The following is a 25,929-nucleotide window of genomic DNA, read 5'->3' as shown; positions in this document are numbered from 1 at the left end:
GGTGACGGCCGTCGGTGCGGCTGGCGGCCACCTGGCACGAGCCGTCGCGCGCGGCGCTGCACACGGCGCGGTGCACGCCGAAGATCGAACTGCCTCTGGACAAGCGCCGTCGTTACTCATTAGATGGCCTGATGCCGCAGTCCGATTTCGCCGACATGCTCCGAAGGCACCGATTCGCGGCCGGACTGTCCCAGGAGGAGCTCGCACGTCGCGCCGGTATCAGTGGCGATGCGGTGGCGGCCCTGGAACGTGGGCGGCGCCGCGCGCCGCGCCCCCTGACCGTGCGTCTCCTGGCGGATGCGCTGGAACTCTCCGGCGAGCAGCGCCAGCTGTTCATCTCGTCGGCACGACAGCGTCCCCGGCCAGAGCCGGCCGCGAACGGGCGGTCCACCGCCGTGGCGGACGATTTCATCGGCCGGACCTCCGAGCTGGCTCACGTGGTCGACATCCTGACGCAACCTCCCGGCCCCCGCCTGCTCACGCTGACCGGCCCGGCAGGCGTCGGGAAGACCCGGCTGGCCATCGAGGCGGCCGGCGAGGTGATGCATCGGTCGTCGGGGATCGTCAGCTGGGCGGCATTGGGTTCGTGCACCGACGAGGTGACCGTCACCACCGCTGTGGCCACTGCCCTGGGCCTCACCGTTTCTCCGGAGCACGCCCAGCCCGGCTTTCTCAGCGGATATCTCCAGAACCAGCAGGCGGTCATCTTCCTCGACAACTGCGAGCACGTGATCGACGCGGCGGCGGCGTTGTCGGAGAACCTGATACGGGAGTGCGCACAGGTCAGGCTGGTCGCGACCAGCCGGGAAACTTTGCGCATACCCGGCGAGACTGTCTTGACGGTACAGCCGCTCGCCTTGTCCGACGCCGCCCGGATGTTCACCCTCCGGGCGGCGGCGCACGCGCCGCCAGTCACCGACAGCGAGACCAGACACGTCCGGGAGGTCTGCCGGCGCCTCGAAGGCCTACCCCTGGCGATCGAGCTCGCCGCGGCGCGGGTGAACGTCCTGACCATCGAGCAGATCGCGCGGGAGTTGCGCTCGTCGTTCCGGGTCCTGGGGTCCGGTAGCCGGACGGCACCGAAACGCCAGCAGACCTTGCACGCCGCGATCGCGTGGAGCTACGACCTGCTGAGCCCGGCTGAGCAGGTCTTCCTGGCGGATCTATCGGTCTTCTCCGGCGGCTGGACCATCGCCGCGGCCCAAGCGGTGTCCACGGAGCGCTCGGGGCCGGACCCATCGCCCGTCATTGACGCGATCGGCCGGCTGGCGGACAAGTCTCTCGTGAACGTTCTGCGCGCGGAGGGCGAGGCCCGCTACGACATGTTCGGAGTGATCCGGGAGTTCGCGGCCGGACAACTGGACCGCGCAAACCGGTGCGACGAGGTTGAACAGCACCACGCCATCTATTTCATCGACCTGGCAGAGGAGGCCGAGACGGAGCTTCACGGCCCGGAGCATCGTGACTGGCTCACCCGCCTCGACCTGGAACTGGACAACTTCAGGATCGCCATGAAGCGCTCCTTGGAACGGCGGCGCCCGGTTCTGGCGCTCAAGTTGGCCGGCGCCCTCTATACCTACTGCTACCTGCGCGGACACTATACCGAGGGGCGCGGGTGGCTGGACGCCGCGCTGTCCGCCTACGAGCATGCCGGTCCGGCGCCAGAACACGCGCGGTGGCATGCGAAAGCACTCCTGGGTGCTGGGTATCTGGCGTTCTTGCAATGCGACTACGACGTCGCCCAGCGCATGCTCGAGACCGCCCGAGTCGTGTATGGCGAGCTCGGCGACCGGTCCGGCACCGGATTGACACTGCGCTATCTCGGCAGCGTTGCACGGGAACGAGGCGACTACGCGACGTCGGCCGATCTTCACAGGAAGAGCCTGGCGGTCTATGACGAGCTTGACGACGCGGCGGGAAGCGCGTGGGCCGTGCACCACCTGGCGTTCGTGGCATGGCTCCGGGCGGCGTGGGACATCGCGCGCCAGCATGCCCGCGACGCCCTCGAGCGGTTCCGGCGACTCGGTGACGGTGAAGGCATCGTGTGGTCCCTGATCAATCTCGGCGTGGTGGAGCTGTACACCGAGAACCTCCAGCATGCCCGCGTCATGCTGGAGCAGGCCCTCAGTCACGCTGAGGAGGAAGGCTTCCGAGAGGGAATCGCCTGGTGCCGCAATCAGCTCGGTGTCCTGGCCACATGCGACGGGGACCTGGACCGGGCCACCGATCTCCTGGACGCCGGCCTCGATATACACCAGGAACTCGGCGATCAATGGCGCGCCGCGAGCACGGTGGAGGCGATCGCGGCGGTGATGGTCCGCCGCGACCAAGCCAAGCAAGCGGTGGTCATGCTGGGAGCGGCGGCCGCGGCGCGGCACCGCATCGGCGCGCCCGTGCCTGTGTGCGAGGCGCCCGCGCATCAAGCCACGCTGACGGCGGCCCGCGCCGAGCTGGATGACGACGCGTTCGACGCAGCTTGGCAGCGTGGCCGGGAGACCCCGTTGCATCAGATCTAGAGTTCTGCGCTACCGCGCGCTTGGCCGGCCGCGCCCATGCCCCCCGGATGGGCGCCGCCGACCAAGGCGCGTGACCATTAGCGTCGCGTACGCGGCTATCAGCTGCCCAGCGACACCGCCCTGACAATACCCTGACAAACCGTTCAGCACCCGACAAACTTCACCCAATGCGCCCAGAACACGAGGACCACGCCGGCGTCGTCGCCGGTAGTGCTGGCCGGATGGCACCGCAGAAGCAGCTGGTGCGCGAGCCGCCGGTGGGAGCGGCCAAGTAATCTGCCAGACGTGAGCCACCAGACCCGCCCGGCGCCCGAGCCGGAGTCGCTGGCCGCACTGCTCGGAGGGCGCTCCGGGGCTGTCGACGCGTCGGCCCCGCCGGTCTTCTTCGTCACCGCGTGGCTGGTCGCGGGCGAGTCCATCGGGGCCGGGATCGCCGCTGCGTTCGCGGCCGCCGCCGTGATCGCCGGTATCCGGCTGCGGCGGGGCGCACGGCCCCGCGCCGCGCTCGTCGGCCTGCTCGCCACCGGCATCGCGGCACTTGTGGTCCTCTACACCGGGCGGGCCTCGGACTTCTTCCTGATCCAGCTGGCCAGCAACGTCGCCAGCGCGCTGGCCTGGGCCGTCAGTATCGTCCTGCGATGGCCGCTGTTGGGCGTCGTCGTCGGCGGCGTCCTCGGCCAGAAGGCGCGCTGGCGGCGCGACCCCGACCTGGTGCGTGCCTACGGACGCGGCAGCTGGGTCTGGGTCATGCAGTACCTGATCCGGGTCGCCGTGTTCCTGCCCCTCTACCTGGCCGACGAGGTGGTGGCCCTGGGGATAGCACGGGTTGTGCTCACGTGGCCGCTGATCGCGGCCTGCCTCGCGGTGTCCTGGGCGGTAATCCGCAAGACGCTGCCTTCCGGCCACCCCGGCCTCCGCCACCCGGCCCCCTCCGAATGATCATGTAAACCATGTTTTCTCGTGCTTCACCAGGGCTGCAGGCATGGTGAAGCACGAGAAAACATGGTTTACATGATCATTTAGGCCGCGGGTACGGCCGGTGGTGCGGGCGCTAGTCCTGATCGGCGCCGAGACGTTCCAGAAGGTCGCGCAGCTCCTCGGCGATCTTCGGTGTGGCGGCGAAGGTCAGCCTCTCCCCCGCTTCCTCGCCACGAAGGCCGCTGACCACCGCGCCCGCCTCCGAGGCGATCAGGGCACCCGCGGCCAGGTCCCACGGCTTGAGTCCCCGCTCGTAGTAGGCGTCCAGCCGCCCCGTCGCCACCGCACAGAGGTCCAGCGCCGCGGCGCCGGCTCGCCGGATGTCACGCACCACGGAGATCAGCTCCGCCAGGATCGCCCCTTGCCGGACACGGCGCGAGGCGTCGTAGCCGAAGCCGGTGCCCACCAGCGCGAGCGAAAGCTCGCTGCACTGCGTGGTGTAAATGGGAGAACCGTCGAGAAACGCACCGGAGCCGCGCACGGCCGTCCATGTCTCCCCGCTCTCCGGGTTGTGGACGACGCCGCCCTGGACCACTCCATCGATCTGCACGGCGATGGAGACCGCGTACTGCGGGATCCCGTACAGGTAGTTCACTGTGCCGTCGATGGGGTCCACCACCCATACGACGCCCGACTCGCCTGAGCTGTGTCCACCCTCCTCACCGAAGACCGCGTCTCCGGGCCGGGCGCCGAGGAGCCGGTCCCGGATGAGTTGCTCGGCCGCCGTGTCGGACTCGGTCACCACGTCGGTGGGCGTCGACTTCGTCGCGGCCACGGTCATGCGGCTGACGGCCTGCCTCCGCTCGCGGGCCAGCGCACCGGCCTCGTGGGCGGCGCCGACCGCGAGGTCGACGAGGTTCGTGACATCAGCGCTTTGCACAATCAGCTCCTGGGGTAAGGGGGTTCGTCCGTGCCGCACAGCGCCGGCTTCGGGCCGCGCGGGTTCGGGCAGCAGGCGGCCGGGCAGACATCGTGTGACGGACCGGGAGGTCCGATGCTCGACCGGGTCACGCTCTCGCCGCGTTCAACGGCGGCACGCTCCAACAGCAAGTCGACCACGGTGTCGACGAAATCGGGGTGGGTGCCCGCCGTGGCCGCACGGGCCGCGGAAAGGCCGAGGCGGGCAGCGGTGTCCAGCGCCTCCGTGTCGAGATCGTAGGCGACCTCCATGTGGTCCGACAGGAAGCCGATGGGAGCCATCACCACGCCAGGCACTCCGGCCGCCGCGAGAGCCTCGAGGTGATCGTTGATGTCCGGCTCCAGCCAGGGCATGTCCGGCGGTCCGCTGCGCGAGCAGTAGACCAGGTCGTACTGATACTCGACGCCGGTGCGGGCAGCGACCTGTTCTGTCACCGTACGCGCGACCGCTTCGTGCTGCGCGACATAGGCACCGCCGGCCGGCCCCGAGGTCTGCGCCATGGACACCGGGATGGAGTGCGTCACGTACACGAGCCGTGCGCGCTCGGCCGACTCCGCCGGAATCTCACCCAGTGCGCCGACCACCCCGTCCACATTCGCGGCGATGAATCCCGGCTGGTCGAAGCAGTGCCGGAGCCGATCGATCCGGGGCACGCCGGGCCCCATCGCCACGACCGCCTCGGCAAGATCCTCCCGGTACTGACGGCATCCCGAGTAAGAGCTGTACGCACTGGTCACAAAGGCGGCCGCCCGGGTGATCCCGTCGGCGGCCATGCGGCGCAACTCGTCGGAGAGGTATGGGTCCCAGTTTCGATTACCCCAGTACACCGGGATGGACAGGCCCATCTCGGACAACCGGTGCTCGAGGCCGGCCACGAGGGACCGGTTCTGATCATTGATGGGGCTCTTGCCGCCGAACGCGCGGTAATGCTCGCCGACCTCCTCGAGGCGTTCGGTGGGGATTCCCTTGCCCCGGGTGACGTTCTCCAGGAACGGAATGACGTCTTCTTGCCCCTCCGGGCCGCCGAACGAGACCACCAGCAACGCCTCGTAGGGCGCGAGCCGGGAGTCGACAGAATCAGAGCTACTCACCCTCTGATCCTCCCAAGCCCGCCGCGTACGCCGCACGGAGGGTGCCGAATACGCCCGGGCGAGCAACGCGGGAGTGGCGGCGACGGGATCCGGCTTTTGTCTTGTCTCGGCACGATACGCTTCAACAGTCCCTGCTCGTGCGGCGTGGCGGCTTGGTACAAACACTCTCACAAGCGACGATGAGAGCAGTCATGGTGTGGAGGTAAGGGTATGCGAGAGCTTCGCTTGACTGCGGTCAGCGAGGACTGCGAGTACTTGATCCTCTCCGACGGTGACGAACAGTTCGCGCTGCGGGCCGACGAGCGCTTGCACGCCGCGATCCGAGGTGACCGAGCGAGGTTGGGACAGTTGGAGATTCAGCTAGAGAGCCAACTGCGTCCGCGGGACATCCAGGCCCGGATCCGGGCCGGTGAGTCGGTTGAGTCCGTCGCCGCGGCCGCTACGATGCCGCTGGAGAAGGTGCGGCGCTTCGCCGGACCCGTGCTGGCTGAGCGTGAGCACATCGCCGGCAGGGCCCGTCAGGCGAACCTGCGCCGTCCAGCGGGCGACGGGCCGGTGCGTACCCTCGAGTCCGCGGCTGCCGACTACGCCGCCTCCATAGGCGCCGAGCCGGAGAGCGTCGAGTGGGACGCCTGGCGCGCCGACGACGGCCGCTGGCGGGTCCAATGCTCGTGGACCGCGCCCGAAGACGCCCCGGACGACACGACCGAGCCGTCGGCAGCGGTCTTCTCCTTCGATCCTTCCGGCCGTTCCGTCGTCCCGCAGGACCTCGTCGCGCGGCTGGTCTCCGGAGAGCCGCGGCCCGAGCCCGAACCGGCCCCGGAGGAGCCCGACGCGCCCGCCGGACCACCGCGGCTGTCGGTGGTCGCCGAAGCGCCTGAGGACGAGACGCCGGACGATGCATTCGATTCGGCGCCCTTGCCGGAGGCGATGACCACCGCCCAGGTGAGCGACGAGCCGGTGTCGGCCCTGCTGCGGTCCACCGCGCCGGTCGAGAACGACGCCGACGACGATCCCAACGACGAGAACCCCACCACACCCATCGAGCCCGTGGCCCGCCGTCCCCGGCGCACCGGCCGGTACGGCCGCCCCGAGCGACGTCGCCGCGAACCGGAGCTGTGGAGCGACCAGCCCGCTGACGACGAAGACAACGCCAGCACGGATCGCCTCCGCCTCAGCGACATCGCCAGTCACGTCGACGAGGGCGACGACGACGAGCACGAGCAGCCTGAACTGGCCCCCACGGCACAAGAACCGCCGCCGGTGGCGAAGCCTCGCGGGTCGTCCCGGTCGCGCCGTCCGAGCGTTCCTACCTGGGACGAGATCATGTTCGGTCGTCGTAAGCCCGAATAGAGCTCGACTCCGCCAAAAGTCCTAGCCCGCGCTCGTCAGCAACGGCACGAGCATCTCGTCCTCGCTGATGGCGCCGTGCAGGCCCACCAGCTTGGTCTCGACCGGGAAGACACTGCGGTATTCCACCGCGCACTGACCGTGCACGTTGGCCACCACGTCGCCGATCCGCTCGAGCACCCGGTTCTCCACCGCGCCGAACCAGCCCAGATCCACGGCTTCCTCACGGGTCACCACCGTGGCGCGGCCGCCGTCCAGCACATCAGTCCAGGCCGCCCGGACGTCCTCGGCGTTCGAGCGGTCGCCGTCGCGCGTGTAGACGTGCCGAAAGCGTGCCTCGCCGGCGATGAGTGAGACACCTTCGCGCAGCCCAGGGTGATCTCCCACGTCGATCCGGAGCTCGCTCGGGATGTCGACCATGCCGTGGTCACCGGTGACGATCAGCACGGCGTCGTCGGGTAGGGCGTCGTACAGCTCCTCCGCGAACCGGTCCACCATCACCAGCTGGTGCCGCCACGCCGCGGACCGGCAGCCGCTCTGGTGCCCGGTGTGATCGAGGTCGCTGTCGTAGACGTAGACCAGGCTCGAGTCGCCGGCGCGGACCGCGTCGGCGGCGGCAGCCACCCGTTCACCGTAGGTGCCGGCCGCGCGGAAGGGCCCGCGCAGGGCAGCCATGGTCAGGCCGGTCTCCCGGAACCGCCGCTCCCCCAGCACCGCGGTGCTGACGCCCGCATGGTGTGCCCGTTCGAAGAGGGACGGATGCGGCTGGTACGTGGCCGGATCGATTCGCGGTTCCCATTTCAGCGCGTTGAAGATCTCGTCGCGCCCCGGTACCCGCGTGGTGTAGCCGAGGACCCCGTGCCGGCCCGGCGGGAGTCCGGTGCCGAGGCTTGTCAGGCTGGTGGCGGTGGTGCTGGGCACACCGCAGGTGAGCGGGCGCCCGGATAAGGAGGCGAGGAACGGCGTCTGGATCGGATGCGACGACAGGAGGTTCCAGCCGAGCCCGTCCACCAGCAGCACGCAGTATCGCGACGCACGCGGCAGGTCCAAGGCGTTGTCCTCCCCCGGCAGGCCGAGGGCACCCAGCACCGACGGAAGCAGATCGGCAAGCGAACGCTCGCCGTATCGAGGCAGCACCGGCAAGCGCGTCACCGCACCCGCACGGTGGCGGCCGACAAGGCCCGCGCGAAGCGCAACATGTCGTCCACCCGGGCGATGCCGTCACCGGCCTCGCTCACACGCAGGGTGAAATCGTCGGAGGTCAACGCACCGGTATATCCGTGGTCCGCCTCGCAGTCTGGATCACCGCAGGTGGCGGGCTCGAGATCGATCCGGCTCATCGCTCCCCAGCCGATGGTCACCACGACATCCAGCGGCCGGTCGCCTATCTGGTGAGACGCCGGAGACGGAACCGTCCGGCTGACGACCACCGAGGACACCCGATCGAGCGGGACCGCCTCCGTGGAGGTGGTGGCGTACGGCCCACCGTGGGTCTCGTCCGACGGGTACTCGTCCGAGTGACCGACGATGAGCCGGGTAGGAGTGAGCACGAGGACGCTGACATGGCGACGTAGCTCGTCACGGTCGAAATGCGGCTCGTGATGAACGATGAAGGACTCGACCGGTTCCCCGGCCAGCGCTGTTTCCAGCGTGTCCGCGACGAGGTCCGGGTAGTAGCCCGCCTGCTGAATCGCGATTCTCAGCCCTTCGCGAGTCCCTGTGTCCGACATAGCCCCCATCCTTACACGCTCTGCTCAGGCCAGACGGCGTGCATACCAGTCCGGGCGCGGCGCGAGTCTCGACAGCCGCGCCGCGGCGTTCACCACAGCGACGCCTTCCTCACCCACCAGGACCGGATTCAGCTCGATCGCCGCGAGCTCGGGCAGGTCGTCCGCCATCCGGGATACCCGATGCAACAGGTCTTCAACGGCTTTGACATCAGCCATGATTCCGCCGCGGTACCCGAACAGCAGCGGCGCGGCCTTCACCTCGCGGACCATCTCCGCGGCCGCCACGTCGGTCAGCGGTGGGATCCGGTAGGCGCGGTCGCTGAGCAGCTCCGTGGCGACACCGGAGATGCCGAACGAGATCACCGGGCCGAACATGGGATCCTCTCGCCCCCAGATGGCGACCGGCACGCCGCCCGCGGCCATCGGCTGGACCACGAACCCGGCGTCGGCGGGATCGGCGAGGGTACGAGACATGGTCTCCCACGCGTCGCGCATCTCGTCGGCGGTGTCGATATTGCGCCAGACATCGGCGAGGTCCGGGCGGTGCCGCAGGTGTGATGCCGTGGCCTTGAGAACCACCTCGGTGCCGAACCGCTTCATCGCGGCCAGCGCGTCATCAAGCGTCGGGGCGGGCGTCATCGGCGTCAGCTCGACGCCGTAGTGCTGCAGGAGGTCGGCCACGTCGGTCGGGGCCAGCTCGACCGTGTCCTCGGCTGATGCAGCGAGCAGCGAGTCCACCAGTGCCCGGGCCGCCGCGGCGTCGACGCCGCCCACCGCCGGCACCTGCCCGTGCCGGCGACGCCGCCACGTGCCGTACCCGGTGACGTGCGCCAGGGCTCGCGCGGCTTCCTCGACCGACGGGTACGACGGCACCGAGCCGCGCTGGGGAACCCCGTGCTCGTCGAGCTTGCGCATCTCCTCGGGGACACCACGGCTGCCCAGGAAGGTGGTGACCATGGGCTTGCCGCTGGTCTCCGATGAATGCGCCAGCACCCGAGCCACGTCCTCCCCGCGGGAGGCGTCGACGGCGGCGGTGAACATCACGAGGAGTGCGTCGATCTCCGGGCGGGAGGCGAGATCGCCTAGCGCGTGCCGGTACGCGTCCGCGGACGCGGCTACGCCCAAGTCCACCGGCTCGCATCCGACGTCGAGCCCGGCGGCGAGGACGGCGTCGTTGGCCAGCAGACACAGCGCGCTGGAGTTGCCCACGATGCCGACCCGGTTTCCGGCCGGAAGCGGCTGGTAGGCCAGGATCTGGGCCACATCGAACATCTCCGGGATGGTGTCGACCCGGATCACACCGGACTGCCGGAACATGGCATCGAGCGCGGCCTCGGGTACCTCGATGGGCCGTACGGTGTGTCCGGTCGGCACCCCCTGCGTCGTCCTCCCGCTCTTCACCGCGACCACCGGCTTCACCTCGGCGACGTCGCGGGCGAGGCGGGAGAACTTGCGCGGGTTGCCCAGCGACTCGAGGTACAGCAGGACGACTTCGGTGGCGGCGTCGTCGCGCCAGTACTGCAGCAAGTCGTTTCCGGAGACGTCGGCGCGGTTGCCGGCGGAGACGAACGTCGACAAGCCCAGACCGCGGGCCGCACCGTCACTGAGAATCGCTGTTCCCAGCGCGCCGGACTGCGCGAACAGGCCGATCCGCCCCGGCGGGGGCACGATGGGCGCCAACGACGCGTTGAGCGAGTACGCGGGGTCGGTGTTGATGATGCCCAGGCAGTTGGGCCCCACCACCCGCATGCCGTTGGCGCGGGCCACCCGCACCAGCTCGGCCTGCCTGCGCCGGCCGTCCTCATTGCCGCTCTCCGCGAAGCCCGCCGCGACGACGACGAGGCCCTTCACCCCGTGCGCCGCGCACTGGAGGACGACCTCGCCCACCGACACGGCCGGAACGGCGACCACCGCCAGGTCGACTTCAGCGGGGATGTCGGTGAGCGACGGGTAGGCAGGCACCCCCGCGACGGCCACCGCCTCGGGGTTTACGGGGTAGACCGGGCCGGTGAACCCGTTGCCCACGATGTTGCGCACCAGCGCCTGCCCCGCTTTCCCGGCCGATCGGCTGGCGCCGACGATCGCCACCGATTGCGGCCTGAGCAGCCGCTGGATCGATCTGGCCTCGGCTCGGTGTTCGCGAGCCTCCGTGACGTGCAGGGAATGGTCGGTGGGCACGATCTCGAACTCGACGTGGACGATGCCGTCCTCGAAATGGTCGTCGACGGTGTAACCGGCCTCGGAGAACACGCTGATCATCTTGCGGTTGACTGGAAGGATGTCGGCCACGAAGCGGTGCACCCCGCGCTCTCGCGCGGCCTGCGCGAGGTGCTCGAGCAACACACTCCCGACGCCCCGGCCCTGGTGGCTGTCCTCCACCAGGAACGACACCTCGGCGATGCCGTCGGTGACGCGATCGTAGCGGCCGACGCCGATCATCTGGTCGCCAACGAGGACGATCAGCGCGACGCGCCGGACGTGGTCCATACGGGTGAAATGAGCGACGTCGCGCTCGCTGAGCCGCGGGTACGGCGCGAAGAAGCGGAAGTACTTCGACTCGTCGCTGACCCGGGCGTAGAAATCGACCAGCCGGTCAGCGTCCTCCGGGCGGATCGGCCGGATGTGCGCCGTGGCGCCGTCGGCGAGAACGACGTCGGCCTCCCAATGAGCGGGGTAGGTCGCGGCGGATTGCACACGAGAAGGCTAGCGCGCGGCGGCCCACCGGCGGCGCAAGCGACGGCCGGGTAACCGGCACGAGTCCAGTACGCGACGCCTCGTGGTCCGATCCTTCTCGACCTGCCGTAGATCTTGACAGGGCAAGAGCTTTCCGAAAGAGTCCAACTGCACGAAATGCCTTCTAGGTACCCGCATTCGCAAATGCCGGTTTCCTCGGAAGGCAGAGGGGTTTCGCTTTCTCGCATGGGCGTTTGCCGACCGTGAGCGCCGTGGGAGGCCGCGGCCTCGACCCAGATCGCCCACGGTGCGTCTTCTGCGCCAAAGCCGCCCGCGACCCGGACGGCTCGGCTTTCGAGACGGGCTGGGCGATGGCCAGAACGCCAGCAGACACAAGGGGAACATCCATGCGCGTGAAAAGACTCGTACTCGCCCTCGCAGGCGGGGCACTCCTCGCAGTAGGTTTCGCGGCTCCGTCCCAGGCCGGCCTGACGATCATCTGTGAAGGTACCGCCTCCGACGTCACCATCCCCGGCGATCTCGTCGTCCGGGCCGACACCTCGTGTGAGCTCACCAACGTCACCATCACCGGAACCGCCACCGTGCGGGCCAACGCCAACCTGCTCCTGGAGGACTCGGTCGTCGAGGGTGCACTGCGGGTGAACGCCAACGGCTTCGCCAGCCTCGACAACTCCGAGGCCAAGGACGTCACCCGACTCAACGGAGCCTTCGGCGTCTACTCCGAGGACAGCTCGCACGCACTGAACGTGGTGGCCACGGATTCGGAGTTCTTCTACAGCCTCGGCTCGTCGTACGAGCGCAACGTCAACTCCACCAATGTCGAGACCTTCCTCGAGTCCAGCCGGGTCGGCCGGAACGTCAACTCCGAGGGTGGCCTGCTCACCGACGTGTACGACTCGGTGATCGAAGGCGGCATCTCGGTAGCCGGCACGGAGCTCGGCAGCGTCGTCTGCTTCTCCGAGGTGGACGGCGACGCCAGCTTCTCCGGCAACAGCGGCCTGCTGCAGATCGGTGAGCAGGGTGCCGTCGGCGACTGTGGCTTCAACGTCTTCGGTGCCGGCCTGAGCGTCACCGGCAACACCGCCGACGCAACGATCAGCGGCAACGTCATCCGCGGCGACCTGATCTGCGCCGACAACAGTCCCGCTCCGGTGGTCAGCGACAACCGGGTGCGCGGCGAGGAGCAGTGCGAAACTGCGTCCGCGGCCTCGCTGAGCACCAAGAGCAGCGCCGCCGCCGCTCGCTCGGCGAGCAGCGTGAAGGCCGACGTGCTGGAGTCCATCTCCGAGCGCGTCGCCGAGGGCGAAGAAGCCGCCGAGGAAGCGGGTCCCGCCTTCGAGTAGACCTCGCGCCACGAATGCCGCTCAACGTGATCGGCCGGGCTTTCTCGTCGGAAAGCCCGGCCGATCATGATGAGTGTGGCGGCTGTGGGACGTGGGCCCGCGGGTGGGAACGGGCCCACGCCTCAGTCGGCTGCCGCCTCTTCGAGCGCTTCCAGGCTCACCGCTCCGGCGAAGAGCCGCCCGTCATCCAGCAGGAGGATCGAGAGGAGCCGGCTCTCCAGGGCGAGCCCTGAGCCGTAGGGCCCACCCACGGGGCGCATCTGTGAGAGCAGGGCGCCGACGGCTCCAGCGACGTCACCGACGTCCTTGTCCGACTCCGTGCTCAGCTTCTCGAGCTGAGCGGCGAGGCGCGCAGGATCCACGCCGTCGACGATAAGAACCGACGTCCACGACTCGCCGACCACATCCACCGCCATTTCGTCGGTGCCCAGCGGCGCGCCGCCGAACGGATCATGCTCCTCGTGGGCAGAGAGCCAGGAGTCCAGGTCGAGTTCCTCCGTGCTGGCCCCAGGCGGCGGTGTGAACTCGTAGACCGACGGATCCGGCTCCTTGAACGAGACCGACGTGAAGCCGACCTCGATCGCGGGGTCGCCGCCGTCGGTGCTATGAACCTGGATCCGGAGCGGAACACCGTGTTCACCGTCGATCGCCACCCGGATCGAGCCGATGAGGGACTGCTCGTCGCGAGGGGCGATGACGAGCTCATAGGCAGGACGGCCGGCCACGGTGGCGGTGCCGTCCACGGAGATCTCGGTGGTAGGCGCCAGCCAGTGCATGGCCAGCTGGGCGACGACGTCCGAGCTGCCGAGCGCGCGACCCATATCAGCTCCGAACAGGCCACCCGCGGGGTCCTCCTGACTCGCGGGCGCGTCCAGGTGTGTCACGGTGTTCTCGTCACTGTCCCAGTACCAGAAGCTGTCGCCGTCCCGGATCAGGTCGGTCTCCGACAACTCTCCGTGCAACGCGATCCGGAACGTGTCCAGGTCGGAATACCAGATCCGGGCCGTGGTGGCTCCGCTGAGCAGTGACCACGGGGTGGTGCTGTCGTCATCGGTAAAGGCCGACAGGTCGGGCAGTCCCAGGTCCGCGGAGTACACGAGGGTACCGGCGAAGGGCACCTCGGGCGCGCGGGCGAGGCCGGCGAACAGTTCCGCCGCGCTGCGCTCCGGAAGGTCGGAGTCGGCATCGGCGATGAGAGGCACGGCGACGGCCGTGGCCACCACCGCCGTCGCGGCTACCGCGGGGACCACCCACGGCTTTCCGAACACTTTGCGCCTGCCGGGGTGGTCCACTGCGGTAGCCATCTCTATGTTCTCCTTGCATCACGGATCCAATACGTCCACTGTGCGCGGCCGGCGCTGTGAGGACACTGAGAGCTTGACGGCCATCTTGGCGGGAAAGGCGGGACACTGGCCACATGCGAATTCTCGTGGTGGAAGACGAGCGGGGCATGGCACGTGCGCTTCAGCGCGGCCTCTCCGCGGAAGGGTTCTCCGTGGAGCTCGCCCACGACGGCCTCGAGGGTCTGCACCTGGCCAGGGAGAACGACTACGACGCCGTCGTCCTTGACATCATGTTGCCGTCCTTGTCCGGCTACCGGATCTGCCAGACGCTGCGCGCGGAGAACCGGTGGATGCCGATTCTCATGCTCTCGGCCAAGGACGGCGAGTACGATCAGGCGGACGGCCTCGACGTCGGCGCTGATGACTATCTGACCAAGCCGTTCTCCTATGTCGTGCTCGTCGCTCGGCTGCGCGCGCTCATCCGGCGCGGCGCGCCCAAGCGGCCAGCCGTGCTCAGCGTGGGCGATCTCTTCCTCGACCCCGCCACGCGTGCGGTCCGCCGTGGCGATCAGCCCATCGAGCTGACCCCGCGGGAGTTCGGCGTGCTGCGCTACCTCCTGCACCGCCGTGACGAGGTGGTGTCCAAGCTGGACCTCCTCGAGCATGTCTGGGACCCGCATTACGACGGCGACCCCAACGTCGTCGAGGTCTACGTGGGATACCTGAGGCGCAAGATCGACGTCCCGTTCGGCCGCCACAGTCTGCGCACCGTGCGCGGCGCCGGATACCGGCTCGTCGACGACCAGGTCGCATGACAGCGGCTCCCCGCTCCCCCAAGCACTCGCTGCGCGCGAGGATCACCTTCACGGCAGCGGTCGTCGCGTCGCTCGGCATCGCCGTCGCCGGGTTCCTCATGGTCCTGGTGGTCGAACTCACGCTGCGCAACTCGCTCGACGAGTCGGCTCGCAGCCACGGCCACGACATCGCGGTCCTGGTCGAGGCGGGGCGGCTGACCAACCCGCTTCCGAGTTCGGGTGCCGCCATCGCACAGGTGGTCGACGACCAGGGCCGGGTCCTCGCCTCGACGCCGGGCGGGGATCAGCTCGTGCCTATCGTGGGCGGCGACGACCTGACGGCCGTCAGGTCCGGCGGTGCCGTCGATCTGGATGGGACCAGGCTGGGTCAGCCAGAGCCGTACCGCGCCGTAGGTGTGCCGATCGAGCTGGTGGAGCACCCGCAGACCGTGATCGTCGCCGTGTCGCTCGCCGAACAGCACCGCACCGCTCGCCTGCTGCGCATCGGCGTCATCGCCTCCGGCTCGGGCGTGGCGGTGGCCGTCGCCTTGCTGTGCTGGTTCATCACGGGCCGGACTCTCCGCCCGGTGGAGGAACTGCGCCGGGGCGCGGCCGAGATCACGGGCACGGGCCAGCAACGGCTGCTTCCGGTGCCGGCCGCCCGCGATGAACTCTGGCGGCTGGCCACCACCCTCAACGACATGCTCATCCGGCTGGAAGCGGCATCGTCGCGTCAGCGCGCGTTCGTCGCGGACGCCGCCCACGAATTGCGCAGCCCCATCGCGGCGCTGCGCACCGAACTGGAAGTCGCCCTCGCCCATCCCGACGCCGTCGACCCCCACGAGACCGCTCAAGAAGCGCTGCAGGAGGTGGACCGGATGGGCCGCCTCGTCGACGACATGCTCGTGCTGGCTCGCCTGGAGGAGGGGAGGCGGTCATCGACCTGGCTGATCGACATGAACGACGTCGTCCGGGATGTCCTGGCCACGCTCCGGGAGGCGCGGGTCCCGATCTCGGCCGAGCCCGGTGAGTCCGCGATGGTCCACGGAAATCCCGAGGCACTGGCCCGAATGATGCGCAATCTGATCGTCAACGGCGTCCGGCACGCGGCCAGCCGCGTGGAGGTGACGATCGCGGTCACCGACCACGTGATCGAGGTGCGGGTCGGCAACGACGGCCCGGCGATCCCGCCGCGCCACCGGGAGCGGGTGTTCGAGCGATTCACCCGGCTGGACGACGCTCGCAGCCGCGACGCCGGCGGAACGGGGCTCGGTCTGGCGATCGTCCGGGAGATCGCCCGTGCGCACGGTGGAGACGTCGAGGCCGGCGACGTGCCGTCCGGAGCCTGCTTCATCGTGCGGCTGCCCGGCCGCACGCCGTGACCGGGACAGTTACGCTCGAGCCATGACACGCAATTCCACCAGTGATGAATTCGACGCGAGGCAAGCGCGCGTGAGTGACGGCGAACTGGTCATCCGTCCCTGCACCGAGCAGTACAAGCAGATGCTCAAGGCAACGCCGGTTCTCCTGCTCATACCGGTGTCCTTCCTCGTCCTGCGCCAGGGAGTGACCGGCGTCGTGCTCGCGGCGGCGACGGCGGCGGTGTGCGTCGTCGTCATGTACTTCTACTTCCGGGGCGTGCACGTGGTGGTGACTCACACCGAGATCGGGCGGTCCGGCTTCACCTCTCGCCGCAAGATGCGCCCACGTGCGGACATCGCCACGGTGGTCACCGCATCCCTGCCCCTGTCGGCCATGGACTCGCGGATCGCCAACAACCTGTTCGTGCTCGACCAGCGCGGCCGCCCCATCCTGCGGCTCAAGAGCACACACTGGACCGAAGAAGACATGACCAGTGTCATCGAACGGCTCGGCATGCGGCCGGTGACCTATCCGCGCATCGTCACCGCCAAGGAACTCAGCCGGGCACACCCGCGGGCTCTGCCGTGGATCGAACGACGCCCGATCCAGTCCGCCGTGGTGCTGACACTGGCGATCATCGCAGCGATCGTGGCCGGCATACTCGTGTTCGCCGACATCTGAGCCGAACCGGACACCCGGCCGGGCCGGACAGTGGGTCGCTGCGCACAACTGTCGGCCGGAGGCGCAAGAATAGGCGGCATGGCTCGCGGAACCAAGACTCCCCCACCTGAGGACTACGAAGAGACGATCATCGACGTCGACGTCTCCGAGGAGATGCGCGGCAGCTTCCTCGAGTACGCGTACTCGGTCATCTACTCCCGCGCTATCCCGGACGCTCGGGACGGGCTGAAGCCGGTACAGCGGCGGATTCTGTTCCAGATGCACGAGATGGGTTTGCGGCCGGACCGCGCGCACGTCAAGTGCGGCCGCGTCGTCGGCGACGTCATGGGCAAGCTGCATCCGCACGGTGACGGAGCCATCTACGACACCCTGGTGCGCATGGCCCAGCCATGGGCCATGCGGGTTCCGCTGGTGGACGGGCATGGGAACTTTGGATCTTTGGACGCAGGTCCGGCGGCGTACAGGTACACGGAATGCCGGATGGCCGAGCCTGCCATGCTGCTCACGGGCTCTCTCGACGAGAACGTCGTCGACATGGTGCCCAACTATGACGGCCAGTTCCAGCAGCCTGACGTCCTGCCGGCGGCCTTCCCCAACCTTCTCGTCAACGGTGCCAGCGGGATCGCTGTCGGGATGGCGACGAACATGGCGCCGCACAACCTCGGTGAGGTCATCGACGCCACCCGGCATCTCATCGCCAACCCGGACGCCAGCCTGGACGACCTGATGCGCTTCGTCCCCGGGCCGGACCTGCCGAGCGGTGGGCGCATCGTCGGCCTGGACGGTATCCGCGACGCCTACGAGACCGGCCGCGGCGCGTTCAAGACCCGTGCCACCGCACGCATCGAGAACATCACCGCGCGCCGTAAGGGCATCGTCATCACCGAGCTGCCGTACATGGTCGGGCCGGAGCGCGTCCGCGAGCGCATCGTCGACCTGGTGCGCAACAAGAAGCTCGGCGGTGTCGCCGACGTCGTCGACTACACCGACCGCAACACCAGCCTCCGTCTCGTCATCGAGCTCAAGAGCGGGTTCGTGCCGGAAGCCGTGCTGGAGGAGCTGTACCGGCTCACGCCGCTGGAGGACTCGTTCTCCATGAACAACGTGGCCCTGGTCGACGGTCAGCCGCGTACGCTCGGCCTCAAGGAACTGCTCGAGGTCTTCATCAAGCACCGCCTCGACGTGGTCCGGCGGCGCAGCGAGTTCCGCCGCACCAAGGCGGCGGACCGGCTGCACCTGGTGGACGGGTTGCTTGTCGCGTTGCTCGACATCGACGAGGTCATCGCCGTCATCCGGTCCTCGGACGACGCCACGGCGGCCCGCGAGCGCCTCATGGAGATCTTCGACCTCTCCGAGATCCAGGCCCGCTACATTCTGGACACCCCGCTGCGCCGGCTCACCAAATATGACCGGCTGGAGCTGGACAAGGAGGCCGACGAGCTGCGCCGGACCATCAGTGAGCTGACCGCGCTCCTCGATGACGAGTCGCTGATGCGCCAGGCGGTGTCGGCAGAGCTCGCCGACGTCGCCGCGGCCCACGCCACGCCACGCCGCACGGTCCTGCTGGAGGACTCCGGCACCCCCAGCCCGCGGCTCCCGGCCACCGCGCTCGAGGTCACCGACGACCCATGCCAGGTGTTGCTCTCGTCCACGGGACTGCTCGCCCGCACGGCCGGCGACGAGCCGCCCGTGCCCGGCGAGAAACGTGCCAAGCACGACCTCGTCGTCTCGGCGGTGGGCGCCACGGCGCGCGGCGAGATCGGCCTGGTCACCACCGCGGGCAGGGTGATCCGGTTGTCCGTGCTGGACTTGCCCGCCCTGCCGCCCACGGCGTCCCCGACGCTCGCCGGCGGAGCACCGATCAGTGAGTTCGTCGAGCTCGAGGCGGCAGAGCGAGTGCTGTGCCTGGCCGACTTCTCACCGGACTCCCCCGGACTGGCACTTGGCACCGAATACGGCGTGGTCAAGCGAGTGGTGCCCGAGTATCCCTCCAACCGGGACTCGTGGGACGTGATCCGCCTCGACGACGACCGGGTCGTGGGCGCGGTGCAGTTGAGAACCGGCGAGGAGGACCTCGTGTTCGTCAGCTCTGACGCCCAGCTCCTGCACTTCTCCGCCAGCGTGGTCCGGCCCCAGGGCCGCTCCGGTGGTGGCGTCGCCGGCATCAAGCTCAGTCCCGATGCCCGTGTCACGTTCTTCGGAGCGATCGATCCGGCCCAGGACGCCACCGTGGTGACCGTCTCCGGCTCGTCGTCCGCCCTTCCGGGCACACAGGCAGGCAATGTCAAGGTGACCCCGTATTCGGAGTATCCGGCCAAGGGCCGGGCCACCGGCGGAGTGCGCTGCCATCGCTTCCTCAAAGGCGAAGACACGCTGTTGCTGGCCTGGGCGGGACACGCTCCGGCACGGGCCAGCGCCGCGAGCGGTGTGCCGATCGACCTTCCGCCGCCAGGGCGCCGGGACGGTTCCGGCACGCCGGCTGCCCAGCCGATCGCTGCCGTCGGCACGCATCTCACGGGGGACTGAGCCATCGGCCACCCGTTACGGCTCTCAGGATGCTCACAGGCCTCGGGCCTGTTCGGCTGGCAGACTTCAGCCATGCGCCGCTCATTGACGAAGGTCCGGGCCCTGCTCGTGGTCGCGACTGTGCTGGCCGCCGCCGGATGCAGCGACGACGGCGGAAGCGGATCGGATGAGGACCCGCAGGCCCAGCTCGATGCGGCCGGAGAACGCCTTGACTCCTCGTCCAGCGTCCGCTTCACCGTGGAGGGAGACAACCTTCCCGGCTCAGGCACGGTGGTGGTCGGTGCCGAGGGCGTGGCGGTCCCCCCGGCTTCCTTCGACGGCGGTGTCCGCATCCGGGCCGGGGCGATTCCAGCCACTATTGACGTCGTCTCCATCGACGGACAGCTCTGGGCGCAGCTGCCCATGACGGACGGATATGAACCCATCGACGCGAGCGACCTGGACTTCGGAGACCCGGGCAAGCTGATCGACCCGGACGAGGGCGTGAGCCTGCTGCTCAGGTCCGGCACCGAGGTGACGGCAGCCGACCGGATCCGCCTCGACGGCGAGGTCTACAACCAGGTCCACTCGACGCTGCCCGGCGAGCTGGTCGACACTATCCTGGCCATCGCCGACCCCAGCGCGGCTGTTAGTGCCACCTGGGCACTTCACCCGGACACCGGAGAGCTCCGGCAGGCCACATTGACCGGTCCGTTCTACGAGGGTGGGGAGCAGACCTACACAGTCCACCTCGACCAGTACGACGAGCCGGCCGAGATCAGTGCGCCGACCGGCTAGCCGCACCGGCGCGCGCCGGGCAGGGCAGGGCGTGCTGATCTTGTGCGCCGTCGGGATTCTTCTCGCGGCGGCCGACACGTATGTGATCGTGCTGGCTCTGCCCGACATGATGCTCGGGGTCGGCCTCGACGTCGATCAGCTGCAGCAGGCGGCTCCCCTGGTCTCCATGTTCCTGCTCGGCTACGTCGTCGTGCTGCCGCTCGTGGGGCGCATCTCCGACGTCGTCGGGCGGTTGCCGGTGCTTCGTGGGGCCCTTCTTGTGTTCGCTGCCGGATCCCTGCTCACCGCCTCCGCCGATGGTGTGGGCGAGGCCGTCGTCGGGCGCTTCCTGCAGGGCGCAGGGGGCGGCGCCCTGGTGCCGGTGACTCTCGCCTTGGTGGCCGACATGTGGCCGGCAGAACGGCGTGGCGTGCCGCTGGGCGTCGTGGGCGCGGTCCAGGAGCTGGGCTCGGTGCTCGGGCCCCTGTTCGGCGCGGCCGTTCTCGCGGTGTCCGACTGGCGGGCGATCTTCTGGGTCAACTTCGCGGTCGGTGCCGTGCTGTGTGTGGCCACCGTGCGCAGGTCTGGAACCGGCCTCACGACGGTAACCGGCCGGGAGCCCGCCGGGCGCCGGGACGTCACGGGGGCCCTCCTGGCCGCAGGCGCGCTCACCGCGGCGGCCGTGGCCGCGGTGCGGCCGGTATCGCTCGAGCAGAGCGTCACCTGGGGAGAGCTCCTGGTGCCCGTAGCCGGTGGGTACGCGTGGACCACCCCGCTGGCGCTGACGGCGGCGGCCCTCGGCGCCGGTTTCGTGGCCCGCGAACTCACCGCGTCCAGGCCCTTGCTCGACCTGCGCCGGACGCCGGCCGTCCTGCGCGCGTCCGACCTGCCGGGCGCGGCCTTCCTGGGTGCGGCGCTCGGCGGAGTCGTCCTGACGTTCGCTGTCGCCGATCCGGCGGTGGAGTTCATCGCGCCGGCCGGCACCTGGATGCTGGTGGCCTCCGCGGTGGCGCTGGTGCTGTTCGCCTGGCGGCAGCGCCGGGCGGCCGCGCCACTCGTCCCAGCCGAGGCCATCCGTGCACGGCCCGCGTGGGGGGCCCTGCTGGTCAGCCTCTTCGTCGGTGCCGCGCTGGTGGCCGTCGTCGTCGACGTGCCGATCCTCGCCCGCACCGTCATGCCCGGCGCCGATCAGCTCGACGCCGCTCTCGTGCTCTTGCGGTTTCTTGTGGCACTACCCGTGGGCGCCGTCCTGGGCGGCTGGCTCGTCCGGCACGTCTCCCCCGCGGCCGTGTCCACCGTGGGCATGGGGCTTGCGGCCGGCGGGCTGGGGGTTATGACCACCTGGAGCGCCGGATCTCTCGACGGCCTCGCCGACGACGCCGTGCTCGCCACCGCGGGACTCGGGTTCGGACTCGCCATCGCCCCGGTGAACGCCGCCTTACTCGCGGCGACGCCCCGGGCGACGCATGGTGTGGCCAGCGCCCTGCTCGTGGTGTCGCGGATGATCGGCATGCTCGCCGGGCTCTCCGCGTTGACCGCCATCGGGCTGCGCCGCCTGCACAGTGTGCAAGCCGGGATCGACTCTCCCATGGTGCTGTGCCCGAGGTCACCCACCAACTGCCCGCCGTACGACGATGCGGTGCGCGAAGCGATCGTCGCTCAGCTCCAGGCCACGTTCACGGGCGCGGCCGTGTGCGCGCTTCTCGCCGCAGTGGGTGCCGCCGCACTCCTGCGCACGCGGGTCGCCGCCGTTTCGTCGTGACCATGCGCCAGACACCCGGAGACCGGCCGGGTGCCGGCATCTCCTAGGCTCGCCCTGTGACTGAGCCTGACGACTTCGCCGATGTCCTGGCAGCCAACGACCAGTACACCCGTACCTTCGACCTGATGGGACTGGAGCCGCGCGCCGCCCGCGGGCTGGGCATCGTAACCTGCATGGACTCCCGCATCGAGCCCCTGGACATGCTCGGGCTGAAGCCGGGCGATGCGAAGATCATCCGCAATGCGGGCGCCCGGGTCACGGAGGACGTGCTACGCACTCTCGTGCTCGCCACGCATCTGCTCGGCGTCGAGCGTGTGATGGTCGTCGCTCACACCAACTGCAAGATGGCCAGCGCCACCCGGGACCAGGTGATCGAGATCATCGAGGCCGAATCGGCCATCGACGTGCGCAGCCTCGATTTCCGTCTCGTCGCCGACCAGCGCGAGTCACTCGCCGTCGACGTACAGAAGATCCGTTCGTGGCCGTTCCTCCCGCCGGGCATCGTCGTGGGTGGTTTTGTCTACGACGTGTCGAACGGACGTCTCCTCCACGTCACCTGACCGAAGGCCGGGCCTCCCGCTTGCCGCGCCTCAGTCCGATCTCGTAAGCGACGAGGAGAAGGAGCCACAGCGCCGTGATCGGGATGACGAACCACAGCATGGCGGCGCTGAACGGCTCGAGCGCGGCATGGTCGGTGGCCTCCAGGTACAGGTACGCCACATAGGCCACGAAGAGCGCGACGAACAGACCGCCCTCCCAGCGGGCGATGGCTTGGCCGGTGAATGCCACGGGCAGCAGGACCAGGCTGACCGCCACCATGATCGGAATATCGAACCGCACGGCCGACGCCGCGACCTCCACGCCGTCAGGGGCCACCAGCGCCGTGGTTCCCAGCACGGCGCCCACGTTGAACACGTTGCTGCCGACCACGTTGCCTACCGCGAGTTCCCGCTCTCCACGGATGACCGCGATGATGCTCGTGGCCAGCTCGGGAAGAGACGTGCCGATCGCGACGACGGTGAGGCCGATGATCAGGTCGCTGACACCGAACGCAGCCGCGATGTCGGTGGCACCGCGCACCAGCAGCTGAGCGCCACCCACCAGCAGGCCCACACCCAGGACGACGAGGCCTACGTCCAGCAGCGGTGAGCGGCGCCGCGCGCTGACCCGGCCAGGTGGCCGGCGAGGTGGCTTGCCCAGCTTCCTCCGCCTGGCCACCAGTACCGTCACCACGAGGTAGATCACCAGCGCGGTCACCAGTATCAGGCCGTCCGTGCGGCTGACGAGGCCGTCGAGTGCCACCAGGAGCATCGCGACGGCCATCACCACCATCACCGGGATGTCCGCTCGCACCAGCTGTGATTTCACGACGAGTGGCAGGAACAGCGCCGAGAGGCCCAGAATCAGGAGAATGTTCGCCACATTGCTGCCGACGACATTGCCCACGGCCAGCCCCGGCGAGCCGGTGAACGCCGCTCCCATGCTCACAGCCAGCTCGGGAGCCGATGTGGCGAACGACACCACGGTCAGGCCGACGATCAGCGGCGCCATGCCGAAGGTGCGAGCCAGGGAGCCGGCACCGCGCACCAGCACCTCGCCACCGCCGATGAGGACAGCCAATCCACCTACCAGCATCAGCACAGTCGCAAGAGTCACGATCACCACACTATGTGTGCGAACCGCCTGAACCTTCGATCGGTAGGGGTGCCGTGTCGTGGCTCCCGAAGGCCTCGGTCCACGTCGACGACGGATCCACATGTGGCCGCAACAGGCCGCTGAGTTCCGCGTCTGCTCGCCGGTTGAGCACGTCCGAGGAGATCTTTCGCGCAACACCGGCCAGGATGTCGGCCAGCTGGACGCGCGAGTCCGCACGGGAGTCGACGAGCCGTAATCCGGCGAAGACTCGCCCGGGCGACGCGTGCGTCCGCTCGAGCAGGTTCCCCAGCTGGTCGATCCGGGCGGCTGTCAAAGAGTTCTGCTGGTCGTGGACGACTGACACGGGAAGGACCCCGGCACTCCAATGGATGACCGCGCGAGCGATAGCCGGGATCAGCGGGTCGAGCGCTGGGATGGCCGAAGGATCGGCGAGTATCCCTGACCGGAAAGCCTCCGCCCGGGGGCGCGCCTGCCGGAGACCGGCGACGATCTCGTGAATGCTCTCGTGCCGCTCAGCGTGTACGTCACCGACCAGCTCGAAAAAGACTCCGACAGGATCGGTGTAGTTCCCGCGGATTCTCACTCGCAGCAGAGCCGTGGAGGCCTCCAGGAACGTCCGCCACCGTGCGGCGCCGAGCACGCGCGGCCCGTCGTGGACCAGTGCGAGTGCGCTCGCCTCGGTCTCCGGACTGGGGAACAGACCCCCGCTCTCCGCGTCCGCGGCGTCGCCGATCAGCGTGTCGACAATCCGCCTGACGACGAGGAACGTGTTGTCGGTGAGATGAACGCTGGCCTTGCCGTGAATCGGCGAGTCCGGCCCAAGCAGCCAGATGAGTACGCTCCGGTGCTTCTCTCGCAAGAGATGGTTCGCCTTGTACTCCACGGCCGGCGAGCGGATCCGCTCCCGCAGCTCGAGTAGACATGCGGCCGCCTGTTCCGGGCCTAACCGGATACTCGCGTGGGCGAACACGTCTGTGTTTCCGCCGACGAGGTTCTCGCCCTCGGCGCCGGACTCGTCACACGCGATCTCCACCGAGCCGAGGCCGCACGCCTTGTCTGCCGGCGGGTCAGGTCCGGCAGGCTCCGCGCCCTCGCCTGCCACGGGATGCGTGTCCACGGGACGCCAGCATACGGCGATCCCGCGACCAGGTCCGGTGGCGGCGGGGATTCCCGGAGACGGATCAGGCGGCGCCGGAACGCCAGATCCGGTAGTGCAATGTGAGAAACGGCAGACCGAACAGCGTGAACGCATGCTCGGCGCTCAGCTCGCCGCCGTCGGCACGGACGTGCAGCTCTTCGGCGAAGCCCCGTACGGCCAGCGACGTGAGGTGACTCGACCCCGGGTCGATGTAGGTCAGGTAGTGGCCGGGATGGGTGAGCGTGCTCGTGCTCGACAGCGTCAGTCCACCGTCATCGCGGGCAGTGGGCGTGAGGGTCGCGGTGAAACTCGAGCCGGGCAACGGGAATCCAACGCTGATGTAGCCGCGCCCGCCGTGCCGGTAGGTGGTGTAGATGCCGACGTAGATGGGCTCGTCGTCGTCGGTGAACGATCGGATCCAACCTCGGACGTCGGGGCCGTGGAGCCCACTGATCGTGTCGATCCTGCTGGTGACTCCGCGAAGGGCGGCGCGTTGGTTCATGGGGACGTTGGCCTGGCCGAGCGGGCGGGCGACCAGCGTCCGGTACAGCACGTACCCCGGCCGGACCCAGGCGCGCCAGTGCGGCCGGATGTCGAGACTGAACCGGGTGGTGTGCTCGTAGAACTCGCGGACCAGGGGATCCACCCGCTGGGCATCGAAGTCCGGGCCGTTCAGCTCATCCAGCGAGGAGACGATGCCGACGTCGGAGGCGTCACGCGTATAGGTTCCCCCGGCGATACCCGCGAGCTCACGGACGTAGTCGGTCCCGACATACCGAGCTTGAGTGCCGAGCGGCACCACGAAAGGCAGCTCGGCGGGATCCGCGTCCTCGGCAAGAAGCGAGATCTGAGCATCACGGAAGACCAGCGCGGAGATCGTGCGGTACGCCAGAACGGTCGCTGCCGCAACCGTCGCCGCAGGTACGTGCTGCCCCGCGCGTCCCAGGACGGCGCCTACGGCACCCCCGACCGCGGGTCCCAGCACCACCTTGTGCGGCCGGACACCCATGGCTCCCGCGATGCCTCCGGCGACCAGGCCGACACTCAGCGGACGCGGAGTGCCCAGCCGGTCGGCGAGCCATCCGACAGGGGCGGCGAGCGCCGTGCTCACCAGGATCCGGTGCGGCAGGGCAGGAATCTCGTCCGGCCGCTGCCGGGCGCGGGCGATCCATTCGGACACTCCGGTGAGGCCGGCGCCGACGAGCGTGCCCGCCAGCGCCGCCCGCCGGCCCCGCCCTGACGTGAGTGCCGCGCCGGCCGCTGCGCCGATCACCGCCGCCGAGACGATCTGGCTGGTGCGCATCGCTGGCCGGCGTCTGATGTCCGCGGAGGTCTCAGCCGACATACACG

Annotated in this window: 20 protein-coding genes; 11 read left to right on the top strand and 9 right to left on the bottom strand. The window is 69.2% G+C overall.

Annotated features, from left to right (window positions below; all coding sequences use genetic code 11):
* The first annotated feature begins 14 nt into the window (after positions 1 to 14).
* The gene (locus G1H11_RS19910; RefSeq protein ID WP_163820344.1) at positions 15 to 2,516 is read left to right on the top strand and encodes a tetratricopeptide repeat protein; all 2,502 of its coding nucleotides are present in this window, start codon (positions 15 to 17) and stop codon (positions 2,514 to 2,516) included.
* Between the two features lie 285 nt (positions 2,517 to 2,801).
* Complete coding sequence (locus G1H11_RS19905) at positions 2,802 to 3,455, top strand: DUF3159 domain-containing protein (RefSeq protein WP_216843953.1); 654 nt, start codon at positions 2,802 to 2,804, stop codon at positions 3,453 to 3,455.
* A gap of 112 nt (positions 3,456 to 3,567) precedes the next feature.
* Here G1H11_RS19905 and G1H11_RS19900 read toward each other — a convergent pair whose 3' ends face one another.
* Entirely contained in the window at positions 3,568 to 4,374 is an 807-nt protein-coding gene (locus G1H11_RS19900; RefSeq protein ID WP_163820343.1) for an inositol monophosphatase family protein, read from the bottom strand.
* Between the two features lie 2 nt (positions 4,375 to 4,376).
* The gene (locus G1H11_RS19895; RefSeq protein ID WP_163820342.1) at positions 4,377 to 5,504 is read right to left on the bottom strand and encodes a ferrochelatase; all 1,128 of its coding nucleotides are present in this window, start codon (positions 5,502 to 5,504) and stop codon (positions 4,377 to 4,379) included.
* Positions 5,505 to 5,714: 210 nt separating this feature from the next.
* On the opposite strand from G1H11_RS19895, the gene sepH reads away from it, so the two are divergent.
* Entirely contained in the window at positions 5,715 to 6,857 is a 1,143-nt protein-coding gene (gene sepH / locus G1H11_RS19890) for a septation protein SepH (protein ID WP_163820341.1), read from the top strand.
* A 21-nt stretch (positions 6,858 to 6,878) separates the two neighbouring features.
* Here the strand turns inward: sepH and G1H11_RS19885 are convergent, their stop codons facing one another.
* Genes G1H11_RS19885 through G1H11_RS27190 form a run of 3 tightly spaced genes read right to left on the bottom strand, consistent with a single transcriptional unit; the run spans position 6,879 to position 11,278 of the window.
* Positions 6,879 to 8,006, bottom strand: a complete 1,128-nt coding sequence (locus G1H11_RS19885; RefSeq protein WP_163820340.1) for an alkaline phosphatase family protein — start codon at positions 8,004 to 8,006, stop codon at positions 6,879 to 6,881.
* A complete protein-coding gene (locus G1H11_RS19880) occupies positions 8,003 to 8,584 on the bottom strand; it encodes a DUF5998 family protein (protein WP_163820339.1) in 582 nt (193 codons plus the stop codon). The genes G1H11_RS19885 and G1H11_RS19880 overlap by 4 nt, the downstream gene beginning before the upstream one ends.
* 24 nt (positions 8,585 to 8,608) lie before the next feature.
* Positions 8,609 to 11,278: a GNAT family N-acetyltransferase gene (locus G1H11_RS27190; RefSeq protein WP_163820338.1), complete on the bottom strand. Its 2,670-nt coding sequence runs from the start codon at positions 11,276 to 11,278 to the stop codon at positions 8,609 to 8,611.
* 386 nt (positions 11,279 to 11,664) lie between these two features.
* Here G1H11_RS27190 and G1H11_RS19870 point away from each other — a divergent pair, with 386 nt between their 5' ends.
* Positions 11,665 to 12,621, top strand: a complete 957-nt coding sequence (locus G1H11_RS19870) for a hypothetical protein (RefSeq protein WP_163820337.1) — start codon at positions 11,665 to 11,667, stop codon at positions 12,619 to 12,621.
* A 122-nt stretch (positions 12,622 to 12,743) separates the two neighbouring features.
* On the opposite strand, the gene G1H11_RS19865 is transcribed toward G1H11_RS19870, so the two are convergent.
* A complete protein-coding gene (locus G1H11_RS19865) occupies positions 12,744 to 13,925 on the bottom strand; it encodes a LolA family protein (protein ID WP_163820336.1) in 1,182 nt (393 codons plus the stop codon).
* A 113-nt stretch (positions 13,926 to 14,038) separates the two neighbouring features.
* Between G1H11_RS19865 and G1H11_RS19860 the strand changes: the two genes are divergently transcribed.
* The 7 genes from G1H11_RS19860 (at position 14,039) to G1H11_RS19830 (ending at position 22,345) form a co-directional block, all read left to right on the top strand.
* Entirely contained in the window at positions 14,039 to 14,719 is a 681-nt protein-coding gene (locus G1H11_RS19860) for a response regulator transcription factor (protein ID WP_163820335.1), read from the top strand.
* The gene (locus G1H11_RS19855; protein WP_163820334.1) at positions 14,716 to 16,080 is read left to right on the top strand and encodes an ATP-binding protein; all 1,365 of its coding nucleotides are present in this window, start codon (positions 14,716 to 14,718) and stop codon (positions 16,078 to 16,080) included. Before G1H11_RS19860 ends, G1H11_RS19855 begins: the two co-directional genes overlap by 4 nt.
* A gap of 22 nt (positions 16,081 to 16,102) precedes the next feature.
* Positions 16,103 to 16,741, top strand: a complete 639-nt coding sequence (locus tag G1H11_RS19850) for a hypothetical protein (protein ID WP_163820333.1) — start codon at positions 16,103 to 16,105, stop codon at positions 16,739 to 16,741.
* A gap of 78 nt (positions 16,742 to 16,819) precedes the next feature.
* On the top strand, positions 16,820 to 19,267 hold the full coding sequence (locus G1H11_RS19845) for a DNA gyrase/topoisomerase IV subunit A (RefSeq protein ID WP_163820332.1): 2,448 nt from the start codon (positions 16,820 to 16,822) through the stop codon (positions 19,265 to 19,267).
* Positions 19,268 to 19,339: 72 nt separating this feature from the next.
* On the top strand, positions 19,340 to 20,044 hold the full coding sequence (locus G1H11_RS19840) for an LppX_LprAFG lipoprotein (protein ID WP_163820331.1): 705 nt from the start codon (positions 19,340 to 19,342) through the stop codon (positions 20,042 to 20,044).
* Positions 20,028 to 21,785 carry an MFS transporter gene (locus G1H11_RS19835; RefSeq protein ID WP_163820330.1) on the top strand — a complete coding sequence of 586 codons (1,758 nt, stop codon included), beginning with the start codon at positions 20,028 to 20,030 and terminating at the stop codon, positions 21,783 to 21,785. The genes G1H11_RS19840 and G1H11_RS19835 overlap by 17 nt, the downstream gene beginning before the upstream one ends.
* 56 nt (positions 21,786 to 21,841) lie before the next feature.
* Positions 21,842 to 22,345 carry a beta-class carbonic anhydrase gene (locus G1H11_RS19830; protein ID WP_216843952.1) on the top strand — a complete coding sequence of 168 codons (504 nt, stop codon included), beginning with the start codon at positions 21,842 to 21,844 and terminating at the stop codon, positions 22,343 to 22,345.
* On the opposite strand, the gene G1H11_RS19825 is transcribed toward G1H11_RS19830, so the two are convergent.
* From G1H11_RS19825 to G1H11_RS19815, 3 genes are all read right to left on the bottom strand, one after another.
* Positions 22,338 to 23,441 carry a calcium/sodium antiporter gene (locus G1H11_RS19825; protein WP_163820329.1) on the bottom strand — a complete coding sequence of 368 codons (1,104 nt, stop codon included), beginning with the start codon at positions 23,439 to 23,441 and terminating at the stop codon, positions 22,338 to 22,340. The two genes, G1H11_RS19830 and G1H11_RS19825, sit on opposite strands and share 8 nt — an antisense overlap.
* Positions 23,442 to 23,451: 10 nt before the next feature.
* Positions 23,452 to 24,558 carry a hypothetical protein gene (locus G1H11_RS19820; RefSeq protein ID WP_216843951.1) on the bottom strand — a complete coding sequence of 369 codons (1,107 nt, stop codon included), beginning with the start codon at positions 24,556 to 24,558 and terminating at the stop codon, positions 23,452 to 23,454.
* A gap of 64 nt (positions 24,559 to 24,622) precedes the next feature.
* Positions 24,623 to 25,924, bottom strand: coding sequence for a hypothetical protein (locus G1H11_RS19815; protein WP_216843950.1), 1,302 nt, complete (start codon positions 25,922 to 25,924; stop codon positions 24,623 to 24,625).
* Positions 25,925 to 25,929 lie beyond the last annotated feature (5 nt).

This window comes from Phytoactinopolyspora alkaliphila, from assembly GCF_010550695.1.
GTDB classification, from domain to species: domain Bacteria; phylum Actinomycetota; class Actinomycetes; order Jiangellales; family Jiangellaceae; genus Phytoactinopolyspora; species Phytoactinopolyspora alkaliphila.
This window is presented reverse-complemented; position numbering and strand designations above follow the sequence as displayed.

Excerpts from the sequence above, each read along its gene's own strand:
- G1H11_RS19845 (WP_163820332.1), top strand. The coding sequence starts at position 16,820 with ATGGCTCGCGGAACCAAGACTCCCCCACCTGAGGACTACGAAGAGACG.
- G1H11_RS19840 (WP_163820331.1), top strand. The coding sequence starts at position 19,340 with ATGCGCCGCTCATTGACGAAGGTCCGGGCCCTGCTCGTGGTCGCGACT.
- G1H11_RS19815 (WP_216843950.1), bottom strand. The coding sequence starts at position 25,924 with ATGTCGGCTGAGACCTCCGCGGACATCAGACGCCGGCCAGCGATGCGC.
- G1H11_RS19855 (WP_163820334.1), top strand. The coding sequence starts at position 14,716 with ATGACAGCGGCTCCCCGCTCCCCCAAGCACTCGCTGCGCGCGAGGATC.
- G1H11_RS19870 (WP_163820337.1), top strand. The coding sequence starts at position 11,665 with ATGCGCGTGAAAAGACTCGTACTCGCCCTCGCAGGCGGGGCACTCCTC.
- G1H11_RS19850 (WP_163820333.1), top strand. The coding sequence starts at position 16,103 with ATGACACGCAATTCCACCAGTGATGAATTCGACGCGAGGCAAGCGCGC.
- G1H11_RS19880 (WP_163820339.1), bottom strand. The coding sequence starts at position 8,584 with ATGTCGGACACAGGGACTCGCGAAGGGCTGAGAATCGCGATTCAGCAG.
- G1H11_RS19865 (WP_163820336.1), bottom strand. The coding sequence starts at position 13,925 with ATGGCTACCGCAGTGGACCACCCCGGCAGGCGCAAAGTGTTCGGAAAG.
- G1H11_RS19860 (WP_163820335.1), top strand. The coding sequence starts at position 14,039 with ATGCGAATTCTCGTGGTGGAAGACGAGCGGGGCATGGCACGTGCGCTT.
- sepH (WP_163820341.1), top strand. The coding sequence starts at position 5,715 with ATGCGAGAGCTTCGCTTGACTGCGGTCAGCGAGGACTGCGAGTACTTG.